Source organism: Companilactobacillus nodensis DSM 19682 = JCM 14932 = NBRC 107160 (genome assembly GCF_000615905.1).
Lineage (GTDB): Bacteria > Bacillota > Bacilli > Lactobacillales > Lactobacillaceae > Companilactobacillus > Companilactobacillus nodensis.
Genome location: NZ_BAMN01000003.1, coordinates 161,071 through 177,244 on the forward strand (window position 1 = coordinate 161,071; position 16,174 = coordinate 177,244).

A 16,174-nucleotide genomic window follows, 5' to 3' on the forward strand; every position below is an offset into this window, starting at 1 on the left:
TATTTTTGACAATTTTATGTCATTATTTATTATCCGAAAGTTATGTATTATTATTGTTTAATTATTCAAAATTTAGATAAAAAGTTTTTGGAGGTAGTATTTTTTCAACGATTTTAATTTTTCTATTTTTGTTTTATAAAGATTTATCAAATTATCCAAAGTACTAATCAAATTTCCAATTTTTTTTTGCTCCTTAATTGATGGAATAAGTATGGGCATTCTAGACATTTGTTTACCAGATACTTCTATAAATGTAGATCCAGCACCATTAGTTTCGCCATATTTCTTTAATTCTGAGGTACGAGCAAAAATAAAGTAACTGTCCAATTCATTTTTATTTGGAACGATGGATTGAAAGCCTTGATTTGTGGCGGCTTCTTTTCCCAGTATTGCAGTATTTCCAATACCTGCACGAGAAGTGAATAATATGGTACCAACGGGAAGCATGTGTGCTGAGCTTTTACTCAGGCCTAATGAAGTTATCCTCTTTATACTTCCATGTACATATATATCATTGCCAATTTCTGCAGGGGAGTACCAATCAATATTCCCATTCCAGTATTTAGGATTAGATGTACTTGGAGTTCCCCCACCAATAATATTAGAAATATTTTCTAACTTATACTGTTTCCAATTATCATTAAAATAAGTAAATCTTATTTTTGGTACTTCTTCTTCTTTATTAGGAATTGTTCTCTGTAGAATGGATTTTCTAAGACTTATAAATCTGGAAAGCTGATCTTGTTGAAGATCAACCAACATGTTTATCTTTAATAAAAAATCACTGATCTTAATTTGTTCTAGATTATTACTCGGTACAGATAGCTCCGTATTAAAGAAGTCTGAAGCTGAAATATTAAGTAAGCCATGATTTCTTGCACCTTCAGCGGCATTCATTGATACTTCACGATACCAATAAGAAGAATCGTAGTAACTAGCTAAAAAATCACTATTTACATTTATGGGTTTGAAAACAATATATAGAGTTGATAGCACTCCCATATCATATTTATCTAACCGTTTAATGGTTCCCCATGGGTATCCTTTTGAATATGATTTGTTATAAGCAAAATCTCCATTCTTTAATAAATAATAACCACTAACGTCATGGCTAGCAACTTTTTTATTAAAGAATGTCCTTTGATCAACTAACCCATTCTGTGCAGAAATAGTAAGCGGTAGTGTAGACTCTAGTGTTTTGTTTTTTCTAGTTATCCGTGTGGTTAGTTCTCCTAGCTTACACAGTTCCCAATAATTAGTACTAAATTTTATTATAAAATGATTATCATGCTTGAATATGAATTGAAAATAATTATTTATAAATCTCATATTACATATATTTACTGGTGACCATCTTAATTTAATAGATGTTGAGTTTTAAATTAGATAAAATTTAAAAATGGCATTTTGCCTAAACATGTTCCCATTTAAGATGATTTGACACTATTTTAAAGTTCTATAGATTTATTTATTTTCAATCACATATGAATTAATTATATTTTGTTATACTAAAAGTAAAAAAGCAGGCAATATATATGGATTTTGATTATAAAAAGATGAAGTTGGGGAAACATGGATTACCTACTTGGGATGCGATGGTTGCAGTTTTAATATATTTAACTGCCGATGGTAAAGAATATTCAGGTAAAAAGTTGAGAAAAATGGCTGCTGATTCTATAGGATTGCCAGATGAATTGCGTAATGCAACGTATGATTCCTCATATATGGACAATATGATTGAAGATAGAGCAGGTTGGGGATTGAGTGAAAGTTATACTGCTGGTATTTTTGATCGCCCAAGGCGTGGAATATATGTAATTACCAAACTTGGTAAGAGTTTACTTGAAGATTCCGATTCCATTGATGTTACTTTGATACATAATTTGCCTAAGTATCAAGAGCATAAGAAGGAACTAAAGGAACGAAATGAAAGAAGTAATATAAGCAGCAATGACAAAGTTCCGGAATCATTTGAAGATATATCGGAGAACATTTCTACAACAGTCACAAGTTACAATAATCAAGTAGCATCAGACTTATTAAGTAGAATACAAGCATCGGATCCAAGATTCTTCGAAAACTTAGTGGTCAAATTATTAGTGGCTATGGGATATCGTGGTCCAAATGGTAATTCTAAAGTGACTCAAAGTACTAACGATGGTGGAATCGACGGTGTTATCAACCAAGATGCATTAGGTACGAATACAATTTATATTCAAGCTAAAAGATATAATTCAGATAATGTTGTTCAACGTCCTATGATTGATGCGTTTTTCGGATCATTATCACGAATTCATGCTGATCGTGGTGTCTTTATAACTACTTCGAGCTTCTCTAAGAATGCTATTGAAACGGCTAAAGGATTTTCAATTGTATTGATTGATGGTATTCAATTGACGGAGTTGATGCTTCAGTATCACGTTGGTATTCAAGTTAAAAATAGTTTTGAATTGTTTGAAATTGATGAAGACTTTTTTGAAAATTAAACTATAAAAATAAGCCATCAACCTGCAATCAGTGCAGTTGATGGCTTATTAATTTCTAATTAAAACAATAATGAATATGGGATTTTAATGACAGCTTTCTTAACATGAGAAACAGAATCTAAGTTCAAGCAAGCTTCATGAGCATCTTCTGGCAAAAATACACCAAAGTCATCTTGATGTAATTCAATTAATGAAGTTGAACCTTGATACTTTTCGTAATATAGAGCGTCTTTTTTGTCCAACTCATCATCTTTCAAAGTTAGTTTAGAATTGCTTGTAGTCTTGATTCTTTCTTGACCAGAAATAATATATTGGAAATCAATATACTTTTTGTGGCTTTCCCAACGTCCTAATTTTTCTTCTTTTGTATCATATTCTTGAACATTAGCAAAGATACCAGCACTTATATCGTGTTTTCCTAGTTCGAGAGAACTAAGATCGGTATTTTTTAGAAAATCGAATACAGGTTTTAATGCAGGAATATTGCTCAAAAATGTTGCAGTGCTATCTGACTTATTTGAAATGAACATGTTATTGCCTCCTAAAGGTTTCTATGATTAGACTATTATTTTTATGAAACCGTATACATAAAAATGAAGTTTAATTATTAAACATACAAATACAATAGGAGAAAGTTGTAGCTTGACTGTTCACTTATGAAACAATCAATTATCTTCTTTTAAGTAACGCCAAAGTGTAGCTCTACTTATCTCTAATTCTTTAGCGGTTTTAGTCTTATTACCGCTGTTCTTAAATAGGACATTAGTAACAGCTTCTCTAGTTATTTCATGTAGTGTTTTAGATTCGGTCGAATCATAGTTATTAATTGGAGAATATGATGCTTTGTGATCATGACTATATAGGTATTTCAGTTCCTTATATTCTTTTTCTGCGGATTGTATGTCTTTGACTCCAACCTGTGCACTTTCAGTAGAAGCAAGTGAGGAATTTATAACTTTTATGAACTCTACTAAGTTATTATCCCAAGATTGATTTAGCAAAAAGTCTAATGCTAAATCGGATATTCCAGTTACCATTTTGGCATTATGCTTGGCATAGTCGTTGATAATAATTGTAATTAACTTGGAAATAGAATTGCCAATTACATCCCTCAGTGGTTTCAAGGTTATTAGGTGAGAATTAGCAATTAATCCTTCCAGGTTTTTATCAATTCCATCGGATAGCTTTTGTTCAAAAATGAAGATTATTTTATTTCTAGAAGTAAATCCAGTTTCATCAATGAAGTTTAAAAAGTTTCGTTGTATTTTATACGGAAGATTATTGAATTTATCTAAAACACAAACTTTACCTGATTCATATAGAATTGATTTGTCGTCATTCATGGCAGAGTTAAATGATTTTTCAGAACTCAAATTAAGTAGTACGGGGACATTGTTTTTGTAATTGCTATATTTACTTATCATATTGGATAAGTATTTTTTCGACATGCCTTTTTCACCGAGAATAACCACATTAGTTTCATCTTGTGCATATGCTTCTAGCTTATTGAAGAACCCATCATCGTAGATTGTATGATACAAGTTACTTATTTGCGTTGACTTGTCATCGTCCATTAACAACTGGGCAAAGTCATTACTTTTAGTATCATTCCAAATTTTTTCTCTACGTAAGTCATAGATTGTTTTGTCATTATACTTTTTAGTATCAATTTTGAAGTAGCTATTATTATAGTTAAAGTTTGTCATGCCCTTATTGATAGTGCTTTGAAATCTTTCCCACAAATCATTATCCGTGATGAATCCGTCAGATTTTAAGTATAAAGAATTGTCTGGGTTAAATACGGCAAAAAATTGATTGAACTCATTTAAAAGATGTATGAATATTTGTTTTTGATCATTACTTGCAGATATTTCCTCAAGGATAGAGAAACTGTTCAGCAATGCAGTCTTAATGGTTTCTTCACCAGATGTTATGAAAATAGTGTTCAAATTAAATTGTTCAGCCATATTTTCAACACTAGTATCGCCTATAACAGTGTTGAATCCAGAGTCTTTTATGGCTTTCAATGTTCCATTGAGATCAGTATCATTTTGGACACTGTATACTGGGACTGATTTTTGAAATCTATCTGCTATTTTTTGAAAGGGAACAGTTATTTCCGGGAATCCTACTAGCGCAATTTTATCTATTCTAGATGATGCTTGGATTATGCTTAGAATATCATATTGTGAGATACCTATATCTACGACTCGGATTTTGCTTATTTGTCTGATTAGAGCCGATGTACCACCACGGGAAATCACCATATCGTAATGTCGTTCATTTAGCATATCCGTTAAGGCGGTAATACCTTCGTGCCTATCTAGTTTTTCAAAATATACATGTATATTGGGATATTGTTCTGCATATGTATTGTAGATTTGTTGTACAGAAATATGCATTGATTGGTAAGGAGAAATACAGAGTACATTCATGTCCAAAATTGTCACCTCTATGTAAAATGTTTTATTTTGATACAACTATAATTATAGTTGTATTTTTTTTATTATCTTTTTAAAAACGTTTAATTTTTGAACACTAATTCAATATTTTTATATTTAATTTGAGAATAATATAGAACTTGTAATCAATGAAAACGTTTTATTGAATTAGAAGCTAGTTTAAAACTTCTACTAGATAATTCATTTCTTAAATGTAGGAGGTGATAACGACATGGCTAATTACTTGATTGTGGCTGATGATTTTACCGGAGCCAATGATACTGGTGTTCAACTTGTTAATCATGGTATTGATGTCAATGTGAACTTTGATGTTACTTCTATTGATCCCGATAACGAAAAGTCCTCATGTGTTCTGGATACAGAGACAAGAAACATATCTGCTGAGGAAGCTTCGAATAAGATGAAATCCATGATGTCCAAAGTTAATTTGGATTCATTCGATATTATTTTGAAGAAGGTTGATTCTACTCTACGCGGAAATATAAGTGCGGAGATTAGAACGTTAGCGGAGTTTTATAAACCTGACATGGTTGTATTTGCTCCAGCATTACCAAGTTTAGGTAGAACTATAAAAAATGAAATTTTATATGTTAATAAAGTCCGTGCTCTAGATACTGAGATTGGTAAAGATCCTTTGAAACCAATAGATAACGATAATATATCAGATATTTTGAAGAGAGCTTTTCTAGGAAAAAGTATAAAACACTATTCTATTAAGGATATTAGAAAAGATAATTTCAAAATAAATGATAATTGCAAGTATTTATCTTTTGATTCCGAGAATTCATTTGATCTTCAACGAATTATTAAAGAAGTTAAAAAAACAAACAAGAAAGTTCTATGGGTCAGTTCGGCAGGATTGATGAGTAGTATTTTGATGCAGTATGAAAAGACATTGCCGGCAATTGGATTGATTGGCAGTGTAAGTGATGTAACTAGAAGACAGTTACATTTTGCAAAAGAAAATGGTGTTGATTTAATTAACATTCCTATATATGACGTGTATGAAAAGGATTCTTATGCGTCGTATTTAAATGAGGCACGTGATTTACTACAGAAAGGTAAGGATGTTGTAGTGATGTCCTCAGCTTCGTATGATCGTTCCGAATTAAATAAGACCATTAAGAAATTAGAGAAATATGATTTAAGTAAAGAAAATGTCGGTAAAGTTACGCAAACAATTTTAGCTGGAATATGTCGCAGATTAGTTCTATATGAAAAGATCTCTGGTGTTTTTGTTACCGGCGGGGATACTGCCAAGGGATTACTGGATGTCAGCAAAGCTGGTGGAGTAAAGGTTATAGATGAAATTGAACCTGGAATACCTCTTTTGAAAATAAAATCTGGTGATTTAAATGGTCTTAATATCGTTACTAAAGCCGGTGCTTTTGGAAACGATGAGCTAATTACTTATGCATTTAAGAAGTTACGTAGCAAAAGCTTTTAAAAATAATTAATTTATAAATAAAATAGGAGGCTTTACAATGGAATTACAAGACAGTCTTACAACTAAGTTTGAAAGAACCTTTACGTTACCAAAATCTGGAATTCAAAGTCACGCATCTAATCTACTAATTTTGGATAATGGTGATACTTTGTGTGTTTGGTTCTCAGGTACACAAGAAGGAATGTCAGATATTAGTATCTTTCTTTCTCGTATGAACAATGGTGAAGAAACATGGTCAGAGCCAATTAGAATGTCTTCAAATGAAGGTCGTTCGGATCAAAATCCTATGTTGTTCCATGCTCCTAATGGTGATATCTGGTTGATGTATACATCACAAGATGGTGGTAATCAAGATACTGCTATTGTTGAATATCGTATTTCACATGATGAAGGTAAGACATGGGATGATCAAAAAATACTATTCAACGGTGAACAAGGTGTCTTTATTCGTCAACCTATTGTTGTTACTGATAATGGTGAATGGCTACTACCTATTTTCCATTGTGTTGTCAAGAACGATGGCAAAGCTTGGGATGGAAGCTATGACTATAGTACTGTTCGAGTATCTAGTGATGAGTTTAAGACATTTAAGGAATATGAAGTTCCTAACAGTTTAGGCTGTGTTCACATGGATATTGAAAAATTAAAGAGTGGTCGTTATATTGGATTGTTCCGTAGTCGTTGGGCAGACAATATTTATCGTAGTTATTCTGAAGATGGCAAAACATGGTCAGAACCAGAAAAAACAGAATTGCCAAACAATAATGCTTCAATTCAAGCAACCGTCTTGGATGATGGTGATTTAGTAATGGTCTTCAATTATTCTAGTGCTAAAGATGCAACGTCAAGAAGAACATCATTGTACAGTGATGGCCTTGAAGATAAGGATGCCGATGAAGATAGTGATGTTCCACGTGCATTCTGGGGTGCGCCAAGAGCACCGATCACCGTAGCTATCTCTGAAGATGAGGGTAAGACATGGCCATTCAAGAAGAACATTGCTGAAGGTGATGGATATGCTTTGACAAATGATTCAAAGAATAAGAAGAACAGAGAGTTTTCATATCCTTCAATCAAAGTTGCTAAGAATGGAAATATCGACGTAACCTTTACGTACTTTAGACAAAAAATTGCCTTTGTAGAATTGACTGAAGATTGGATCAAATCTGAAAAAACTGTTAATGAATAGAATGGAGTAAATAGTATGGATAATGCATTTTTGAAAATGCCTAATCGCATTTATTTAGGTGAAAATTTATTAGGACACTTAGGCGACTTTATTGCCAAAAAAGAAAACAAGAATGTTCTTTTGTTCACCGATAATGGATTGATGAAGAGTGGTTTGGTTCAACCAATCGAAGATTATTTTAATAAGAACAATATTTCTTATGAAATTGAATCAGAGATCAAACCAGAACCAACGTATATTCAAGTTGATGAATTATTAAAAAAGGTAAGTAAGTTTGATTTCGATACTATTGTTGCCATTGGTGGTGGTAGTGTCATGGATGCTGCTAAGTTGATCTCACTAGTCTTACATACTGATTACAGTATCAAAGATTTGATCGATGATCCTACAAAAGTAAGTAAGCGCTGTTCCACAGTATTAATTCCAACAACAACAGGTACTGGCTCTGAAGCTACAATTAATGCCATTGTTACTATTCCTGAAAAAGATGTTAAGTTTGGAATTGTTAGTGATGAGATGCTACCTGACTTAGTATTGCTTGATGTTAATAATGTTAAGACTTTACCAAAGTCAATTATGGCTTCATCTGCTGTTGATGCTTTGAGTCACTGTGTTGAGTGTTATACATCAAAGAATGCCACTGTATTGAGTGATGGAATTGCATCACTTGGTGCTAAGAATATTTTTGAGAATATTATTCCAGCATATGAAGATGCCGATAATATGGATGCTAGAAAGGCATTGTTACTAGGTGCCTTCTATGGAGGTGTCGCTATTACTGCTTCTGGTACAACTGCCGTACACGCCTTGTCATATCCACTAGGTGGCAAGTTCCATATTGCTCATGGTGTTTCGAATGCTATTTTATTCAAGCAAGTAATGGAAGTTAACAAACCAGATATTGCTGATCGTTTGGCAAGTCTATGTGACTTCGTATTTCCATCTGAAGGTAGTAAGTCAGTGGATGAAAAAGCTGATTTCATGATTGCTAAGATTGCAGAAATTGTTAAGAAAGTTGAAATTCCAACAGATCTTAAAAAGTTCGGTGTAAAGTCAGATGATCTTGACTTCTTAGTAGATTCAGCATTACAACAAACTCGTTTGTTGGATCATAACCGTAGAAAATTAACACGTGAAGAAGTAGAAAACATTTATAAATCAGTTATGTAATTGAAACTTAGAGAGGATATTTACTATGAGAAATGATATTGCAAAAGGAATCATTGCCGCAATGGTTACACCTATGGATGAAAACCAAAAGGTGAATGAAAAAGAGCTTCGTAATCAAGTAAGACGTCAAATAAATGCCGGTATCACAGGTGTATTTACACTTGGTACAAATGGTGAAGGTTATATTTTGAGCCATGAAGAAAAATTGACTGTTATGAAGACAGTTGTAGATGAGGCAAATGGCGAAGTTCCTATTTATGCTGGTACAGGCTGTGTATCAACAGAAGAAACTATCCAGCTATCTAAAGAAGCAAAAGAAATCGGTGTAGATGCTCTATCAATTATTACACCTTCATTTGCTAAGGCCTCACAAGAGGAACTTTATTTACATTACAAGGCCATTAATGATGCAGTTGATTTACCAATTCTTTTATATAATATTCCAGCAAGAACAGGTAACGCATTGGCACCTAAGACAGTTGCTCGCTTAGCCGATCTTAAGAATATTGTTGGTGTAAAAGATTCTAGTGGTAATTTTGATAATATTCTTCAATATATTGAATTAACTAGAGACAAGGACTTTTCAGTAATTTCTGGTAATGATGCTTTGATCCTATGGACATTACAAGCTGGTGGTACTGGTGGTATTACAGCTGTAGCCAATGTATTACCACAAATTATGGTTTCTATTTATAAGTATTGGAAGGCTGGAGATTGGGACAGTGCTCGTAAGGCACAAGATTCTATTCGTCCACTACGTAATTGCTTCGCACTTGGTAATCCAAACACAATTATCAAGAAAAGTACTAATTTGATCGGTTACCCTGTTGGCAGCACAAGAGCACCATTCAATCACTTGGATGATTCATCAGTTGCTACCTTGAAGAAGGCACTTGAGAAGAATTACAGTGAATATTTTGCAGAAAAGGTAACTGATTAGGAGGTCACAATTATGAAAAATAATAAACCAATTGTAGCGATTACGATGGGTGACCCTGCAAGCATTGGTCCAGAGATTTCACTACGTGTATTCCAAGATAAAAAATTATACGAACAATGTAATCCAATTATTGTTGGGGATAGTTCGGTATTGTTGAAAGTAATGGAATATTTACCAGACTTAAAGAGTAAGTTAAATGTTGTTGAAGATGTTGACGATGCAAAATTTGAGTATGGATTAGTCGATGTTTATGAAATGCATATGGTTGATATTGATCAACTTAAGTTTGGCGTTGTAAGCAAAATGGCTGGTAATGCAGCATTTCAATATGTTAAAAAAGTTATTGATCTTGCTATGGCAGGAAAAGTTGATGCTACTGTAACAAATGCCTTGAACAAGGAAGCTATGAACTTAGCTGGGCATCATTTTGCCGGACATACAGAGATATATGCTCACTATACACATACAAAGAATTACACAATGATGTTAGCTCATGATAATCTTCGTGTTGTTCATATTTCAACACACGTATCATTACGTCAAGCCTGCGATCTTGTTAAGAAGCCACGTGTCGCTGAAGTTATTAGAATTGCTGACGATGCATGCAAGCGTTTAGGCATCGCACATCCAAAAGTAGGTGTTGCTGGATTGAATCCACACAGCAGTGAAAATGGCTTATTTGGCAATGAAGAAGCTGATGAAATTATTCCTGCTATCAATGAAACTAAAGCAGAAGGTATTGATGTCACAGGACCTGTACCACCAGATACAGTCTTCCCTAAAGCTGTTGGTGGCTGGTATGATATTGTCGTTGCGATGTATCATGATCAGGGACATATTCCTTTGAAGATGCAAGGATTCCAATATGATGAAGAAAAGAAAGAGTGGAAGAGTGTTGCTGGTGTAAATATTACATTGGGTCTTCCTATTATTAGAACTTCAGTTGATCACGGGACAGCCTTTGATCAAGTATTGAAGGGTACTGCAAATGAAATAAGTTTGAAGAATGCAATTGATTACGCTATTAAATTAGCTGAAAATAAATAATTACTAAATTAGACACACTCCCCTAGGTGTGTCTTTTTTGTGTTGTTAACTAAACGTTTTATATTTGAACGCTTTTTAATGAAAAACTTTTATCAATGTTAATTGTTTACTTTTGAAACAATAATTAAGTATTGTTGATATCTAAAATAAACTATTATATTTATGAAAGCGAATTCAGGAGGTGCTCTTATGAGTAAAGTAGCAATTGTAACTGGTAGTTCACAAGGTATTGGTAAACAAATAGCTTTAACATTAGTAAAAAAGGGATACGATTTGGTTCTAACTGGTCTTGAGGCTGATGAATTGGTTGAAGTTCAATCTGAAATTGAAAATCTTGGCCAACAATGTATGCAAATTGCAGGAGATATTACTGATCCAGAGTTCTCTCAGAAATTAGTAAATGATGCAAAAGAAAAATTTGGTCATATTGATGCATTAGTAAATGATGCAGGTATGATGAAACGAACAAAGACCTTGGAAACGTCTGTAAAAGACTGGGAATTAGTTATAAAAGTTAATTTAACAGGTAGTTTTATTATGAGTAAAATGGTTCTTCCAGTCATGGTTGAACAGCAGGAAGGATCAATTGTTAATATTACTTCAGCCAATGGTGTGACTCCACATCCAAATGCTGCAGCAAGTTATGGTGCAAGTAAGGCTGGATTAAACTATTTGACAAAGCATTTTGCATTGGAATTTGCAGGTGATCATATCCGTGTTAACTCCGTACAATGTGGTCCTATTGCGACCGAAATGACTAAACAGTGGTCACAAGAATATCGTGATAATATGCTCAAAAAAATTCCATTACATAAGTTAGGAGAACCAGAGGATGTTGCTGAAGCAGTAGCATTTATGTTATCTGATAAGGCTGGATTTATTACCGGATCTATTTTGAACTTAAGCGGTGGTAAGTTAATGCAATAGTAATTGGGTTTTGTAAAGATCTGTACCTAACAAATAGAGGTACGGATCTTTTTTTATTAGCAAATAAATGTAATCCGTTTCAAAAATGAACAGCAAAAATAAGAAAAGCCAATATTTGAAAGCGTTTACTTGTAAACGCTTCAACTTTAAACGGTAATATTATATCGAATGATATGGAATTTTCGTAATATAGAGATTGTAAGGTGATGAGCAAGGTTACCGTCCTAGGAAGCGTGACTAGCAAAGACCCTTTAAAAATTGAATTATACAAATGGTTTAGATTCAAAATCTTGTCATGTAATTATTCTGGGAGGTGCGATTAATATGCACATGTTAAGTTCAAATGATACGCTGATCGTCATGGGAATGATCCTGGTATATATTTTAATTACCGGTTATCTAAGTTTCCGTTGGGGTGGTTCTACAAATGATGATTTCATGCGTGCAAGTAATAAGCTTCCAACGTTTGTTTTAGGTATTTTGTTAATGTCAGAATACATTGGTGCACAGTCAACTGTTGGTACAGCACAATCAGCTTTTAGTAGTGGTGTTGCTGCATCGTGGGCCATTGTAGCTGCTGTTATCGGATTCATTCTTTATGGTTTGTTCTTTGTTAAACGTCTATATAACACTGGTGGATTTACAATTTCTAGTGCTGTTGAACAACAATATGGACATTCAACAAAAATCATTGTTTCAATTATTATGATCTATGCTTTGTTCCTAGTTAATGTCGGTAATTATATTAGTGGTGCTGGTGTTCTAGTTCAAATTCTTGGAATTAAGCTTCCAATCGCTATGGTTATTGTCGGTATTGTAAGTACAATTTACTTCTCATTTGGTGGTATGAAGAGTGTTGCTTATGTTAGTGTTATTCACACATTTGTTAAGTATATTGGTATTTTGATCACCTTAGCATTTGCTTTGGTAATGACACATGGTATTTCACCAATGGTTACAAAGATGCCTCATTTCTACTTCACATTAGATGGACACATTGGTTGGGGAACTATCATCGGCTGGGTACTTACTACAGTCGGTGCCGTATTCTCAACACAATTCTTAGTTCAAGCAATCTCATCAGCTAAGAATGCCAAAGCTGCACAACATGCATCATACATGGCTGCTGTATTATTCATTCCATTAGCAATTGCAATTGGTTTAATTGGTGTTGCTGCTAAGTTCTTGTTCCCAACAATGAATGGATTGTATGCTTTGCCAGTATTCTTAACACACATGAATGTTTTCCTTGCTGGTTTCGTTGCTACGGCGTTAGTTGCATCAGTCTTTGTCAGTGTTAGTTCTGTTGCATTAGGATTAGTTGCTTTGATTGTTGACGATTTCTATGTTCCAATGCGTCATCCAGAACCAAAACAACAATTACGTATGACACGTATTTTATCAATCGTTGTTGGTTTCTTACCTTTAATTTTCTCATTCATCGTTCCACAAATTTTACAACTATCATTCTTTAGTAAAGCTTTGCGTATGTCTATCACAGTTGTTGCCGTTTCTGGATTCTATCTACCTCACTTTGGTAGTACAAAGAGTGCAAACATTGCACTTATCGGTACGGCCGTGTTAGCCACAGCATGGTTCTTGATGGGTGATCCATTCGGAATTGATAATGTTTATATCTCAATCTTCGCACCTATGATTCTTATGGGATTATGCAAACTCTGGGATATGATGACTGGAAAGGGTAATACGCCTGATCCTAAACCTGATAAATCATAACTATAAATGAAAAACTGGTAATTAATTTACCGGTTTTTTTATTGTCTTGTTGTAGAATTAAACTAACAATTCAATTCAAATCAAGAGGCAAAAAATGACAAAAAGACTAATAAGCGCCAATCCAAGTGAAATACTAAAAATGAGCGGCAAAGAACTAAAACAATCAATTAAGGCCAGTGAAGGTCGAGTAATTGTAAGTGAGAATATCGCCACCCATCAAGTAATGAGCTTTGACCAGATCACGACTTCAGAAATTGCTGCAGCATTCGGAGCTGATATGATTTTGCTCAACATGCTAGATGTCTTCAATCCAGCTATATTTGGCTTATATGATGGTGAGGATGCAGTGATCCATCATGATGGACAAAGTATCAAGCGTCTACAAAGACTAACTGGTCGTCCAATTGGAGTCAATCTTGAGCCGGTCGATCCTAACGCCAATATGGCAGAGGATCGAACAGAGATTCCTGAGGGTCGTACTGCCAGCAAAAAGTCACTTCAGGAGGCTGAGAAACTTGGTTTTAACTTCGTTGTCTTAACCGGTAATCCTGGAACTGGTGTAACTAATGAACAGATTGCGGCTAATATTAAAGTCGCCAAAGAGAATTTTTCAGGCTTAGTTATTGCAGGTAAGATGCATGGTGCAGGAGTTAATGAACCGGTCGTAAGTAGTGATTCTGTTACACAGTTTCTCAATGCAGGAGCCGATGTGATCTTGGTTCCAGCAGTTGGAACTGTTCCCGGTTTGAATGACACGACCCTTCAAGAAATTGTTGATTTAGTTCACGGTCAGAATGCGTTGGTAATGAGTACCATCGGGACTAGTCAAGAGGGTTCCGGAGCAAGTTATATTGAGAATATCGCTATCAGAAATAAAATTATTGGTGTTGATATTCAGCATATCGGCGACTCAGCATGGGGCGTCCAATCACCAATGGAAAATATTTATCCACTAAGCAAAGCCATTCGTGGTGAACGTCATACTATTTCTCGTATGGCCCGTTCTATTAATAGATAAAAAGAACCGACTGAGATTATAAATTCTCAATCGGCTTTTTGTTTTGTAGGAATTATATTTACCGTTATAACGGTAGAGAAAAATCTTATCATTTCCTATTTTTACCTCCAAATACCATCATTTTCATTCAAAAATAAAAAAATTTCAGAAAAAACTTACGAAAACATTTTTTTTCTGGTATATTAATCCACTGTTGCAACAAAAACGGAGGTAACTATGAGTAAATCTCAAATTAACACAAAACCAGAGCATCCATATTTAGCTTTAATGGGTGTTTTGATCGGTGGATTCGTAGGAATGTTCAGTGAAACTTCACTTAACATTGCTCTTCCATCCATTATGAAAGCTTTTTCTATCGAAACTGGTACAGCACAATGGCTTGTTACTGGCTACATGCTAGTCATCGCCATCGTCCTACCACTTTCAAGTTTATTAACGAAACATTTTTCAACTAGGGGATTAGTTCGTTTCGGACTTATCGACTTCATCGTCGGCTCAATTATTGCGGCAGTTGCACCTAGCTTCGCAATCTTATTGATCGGTCGTATGATTCAAGGTATCGCTACAGGTCTTATCTTGCCACTGATGTTCTCAATTGCTATGAGAATTTTCCCACCTAACAAGCTTGGTGCTGCCTTAGGTGCAGCTGCCCTTGTTATCATGTTTGCCCCAGCTATCGGACCTACAATTTCCGGTATTATCTTGGGTGTATCATCATGGAGATGGATCTTTGTTTCGTTCATCATCTTCCTATTGATCGGTTTGATCTTTATGGAAAAGAATTTGACAAATGTCTTCGAAGTTACCAAACCAGCTGTTGATTGGCTAGCAATTGCCTTATCAACTATCAGTTTTGGTTTGATCGTCTTCGGTATCAGTTATTTAACCAACAGTATTCCAGTCGCAATTATTTCATTGATTGCCGGCTTGATCTTGCTAGTTGTTTACATTAGACAACAAATGCACGCTAAGACTCCTACATTGGACTTCGCCGTGTTACGCAGACCTGAATTTGTTACTGGTTCAGTATTAGTTATGTTGAACTTTGGTATCACACTTTCAGCTATGTACTTATTGCCAATGTACTTACAAAACGGACTTGGCGTCGCAGTTGCCTTAACAGGTGCTGTAATGTTGCCAGGTGGTGTTGTGAATGCCTTGGTATCATTTAGTGCTGGTCGAGCTTACGACAGTATCGGCGCTAAGTGGATGACACGTCTTGGTTTCTTGGTATCAGCCATCGGTGCTGTTATGTTCCTATTTAGTAATCAAAACAGTTCATTAGGTTACATCATTGCTGCACACATCGTTCTTATGATCGGTGTTCCACTAGCAATGTCACCATCTCAAACTTATGGTTTGAATTCATTGAACGAATATCAATCAGCTGACGGTTCCGCAATCATCAACACATTCCAACAAGTCATCGGTGCTGTCGCTACTGGTATTGCTACAATTCTCTTGAGTACTGGTCAAAACAATTATTTCGCTAATGGCGGACATTCAACTGCCTTGGCATTTACCAATGGTGCTCATTATGGATTTGCCTTTACATTAGTCTTGGCAATCTTAGGATTCTTATTGGCATTCCGTGTTCACTCAAAAGAATACGAAGCTGAAAGAGTTGCTAAAGAAGAAGCTAAGGCTGGCAAAGTAGCTGATTTACAAGCTAAAGAAGTTTAATTTTATTATTTGAAAACAATTGATACGGTTTTGAGCCAATTGATCCTTGCAATCAGTTGGTTCTTTTT

General features: G+C 34.6%; 13 protein-coding genes. 10 read left to right on the plus strand and 3 right to left on the minus strand.

Translation table 11 applies throughout. The annotated features are described in order from the left end of the window. Positions 1–72 precede the first annotated feature (72 nt). The gene (locus tag JCM14932_RS16240; RefSeq protein WP_025023623.1) at positions 73–1,329 is read right to left on the minus strand and encodes a restriction endonuclease subunit S; all 1,257 of its coding nucleotides are present in this window, start codon (positions 1,327–1,329) and stop codon (positions 73–75) included. Positions 1,330–1,535: 206 nt separating this feature from the next. On the opposite strand from JCM14932_RS16240, the gene JCM14932_RS03350 reads away from it, so the two are divergent. Beyond that, the gene (locus tag JCM14932_RS03350; RefSeq protein ID WP_025023624.1) at positions 1,536–2,486 is read left to right on the plus strand and encodes a restriction endonuclease; all 951 of its coding nucleotides are present in this window, start codon (positions 1,536–1,538) and stop codon (positions 2,484–2,486) included. A 59-nt stretch (positions 2,487–2,545) separates the two neighbouring features. On the opposite strand, the gene JCM14932_RS03355 is transcribed toward JCM14932_RS03350, so the two are convergent. Further along, the gene (locus JCM14932_RS03355) at positions 2,546–3,016 is read right to left on the minus strand and encodes a NanQ anomerase/TabA/YiaL family protein (protein WP_025023625.1); all 471 of its coding nucleotides are present in this window, start codon (positions 3,014–3,016) and stop codon (positions 2,546–2,548) included. 135 nt (positions 3,017–3,151) lie between these two features. Then, positions 3,152–4,921, minus strand: a complete 1,770-nt coding sequence (locus JCM14932_RS03360) for a sigma-54-dependent transcriptional regulator (RefSeq protein ID WP_235700515.1) — start codon at positions 4,919–4,921, stop codon at positions 3,152–3,154. A 238-nt stretch (positions 4,922–5,159) separates the two neighbouring features. Here JCM14932_RS03360 and JCM14932_RS03365 point away from each other — a divergent pair, with 238 nt between their 5' ends. From JCM14932_RS03365 to JCM14932_RS03405, 9 genes are all read left to right on the plus strand, one after another. Then, entirely contained in the window at positions 5,160–6,395 is a 1,236-nt protein-coding gene (locus tag JCM14932_RS03365; RefSeq protein WP_025023627.1) for a four-carbon acid sugar kinase family protein, read from the plus strand. 37 nt (positions 6,396–6,432) lie between these two features. Beyond that, complete coding sequence (locus JCM14932_RS03370; protein WP_025023628.1) at positions 6,433–7,584, plus strand: sialidase family protein; 1,152 nt, start codon at positions 6,433–6,435, stop codon at positions 7,582–7,584. Between the two features lie 15 nt (positions 7,585–7,599). Beyond that, positions 7,600–8,754, plus strand: a complete 1,155-nt coding sequence (locus tag JCM14932_RS03375; RefSeq protein WP_025023629.1) for an iron-containing alcohol dehydrogenase — start codon at positions 7,600–7,602, stop codon at positions 8,752–8,754. 25 nt (positions 8,755–8,779) lie between these two features. After that, complete coding sequence (gene dapA / locus JCM14932_RS03380) at positions 8,780–9,694, plus strand: 4-hydroxy-tetrahydrodipicolinate synthase (RefSeq protein WP_025023630.1); 915 nt, start codon at positions 8,780–8,782, stop codon at positions 9,692–9,694. A 12-nt stretch (positions 9,695–9,706) separates the two neighbouring features. Continuing rightward, positions 9,707–10,741, plus strand: a complete 1,035-nt coding sequence (pdxA, locus tag JCM14932_RS03385; RefSeq protein WP_201781917.1) for a 4-hydroxythreonine-4-phosphate dehydrogenase PdxA — start codon at positions 9,707–9,709, stop codon at positions 10,739–10,741. 189 nt (positions 10,742–10,930) lie between these two features. Further along, entirely contained in the window at positions 10,931–11,668 is a 738-nt protein-coding gene (locus tag JCM14932_RS03390) for an SDR family NAD(P)-dependent oxidoreductase (protein ID WP_025023632.1), read from the plus strand. Between the two features lie 324 nt (positions 11,669–11,992). Continuing rightward, positions 11,993–13,405, plus strand: a complete 1,413-nt coding sequence (locus JCM14932_RS14405; RefSeq protein WP_034542482.1) for a sodium:solute symporter family protein — start codon at positions 11,993–11,995, stop codon at positions 13,403–13,405. A 94-nt stretch (positions 13,406–13,499) separates the two neighbouring features. Next, positions 13,500–14,423, plus strand: a complete 924-nt coding sequence (locus JCM14932_RS03400) for a DUF7916 family protein (RefSeq protein WP_025023633.1) — start codon at positions 13,500–13,502, stop codon at positions 14,421–14,423. Between the two features lie 216 nt (positions 14,424–14,639). Beyond that, entirely contained in the window at positions 14,640–16,106 is a 1,467-nt protein-coding gene (locus JCM14932_RS03405; protein WP_025023634.1) for an MFS transporter, read from the plus strand. Positions 16,107–16,174 lie beyond the last annotated feature (68 nt).

Coding starts and splice junctions, on each gene's coding strand:
- JCM14932_RS03365 (WP_025023627.1), top strand. CDS start 5,160: ATGGCTAATTACTTGATTGTGGCTGATGATTTTACCGGAGCCAATGAT.
- JCM14932_RS03355 (WP_025023625.1), bottom strand. CDS start 3,016: ATGTTCATTTCAAATAAGTCAGATAGCACTGCAACATTTTTGAGCAAT.
- dapA (WP_025023630.1), top strand. CDS start 8,780: ATGAGAAATGATATTGCAAAAGGAATCATTGCCGCAATGGTTACACCT.
- JCM14932_RS03370 (WP_025023628.1), top strand. CDS start 6,433: ATGGAATTACAAGACAGTCTTACAACTAAGTTTGAAAGAACCTTTACG.
- JCM14932_RS03375 (WP_025023629.1), top strand. CDS start 7,600: ATGGATAATGCATTTTTGAAAATGCCTAATCGCATTTATTTAGGTGAA.
- JCM14932_RS14405 (WP_034542482.1), top strand. CDS start 11,993: ATGCACATGTTAAGTTCAAATGATACGCTGATCGTCATGGGAATGATC.
- JCM14932_RS03400 (WP_025023633.1), top strand. CDS start 13,500: ATGACAAAAAGACTAATAAGCGCCAATCCAAGTGAAATACTAAAAATG.
- pdxA (WP_201781917.1), top strand. CDS start 9,707: ATGAAAAATAATAAACCAATTGTAGCGATTACGATGGGTGACCCTGCA.
- JCM14932_RS03405 (WP_025023634.1), top strand. CDS start 14,640: ATGAGTAAATCTCAAATTAACACAAAACCAGAGCATCCATATTTAGCT.
- JCM14932_RS03360 (WP_235700515.1), bottom strand. CDS start 4,921: ATGAATGTACTCTGTATTTCTCCTTACCAATCAATGCATATTTCTGTA.
- JCM14932_RS03350 (WP_025023624.1), top strand. CDS start 1,536: ATGGATTTTGATTATAAAAAGATGAAGTTGGGGAAACATGGATTACCT.
- JCM14932_RS16240 (WP_025023623.1), bottom strand. CDS start 1,329: ATGAGATTTATAAATAATTATTTTCAATTCATATTCAAGCATGATAAT.
- JCM14932_RS03390 (WP_025023632.1), top strand. CDS start 10,931: ATGAGTAAAGTAGCAATTGTAACTGGTAGTTCACAAGGTATTGGTAAA.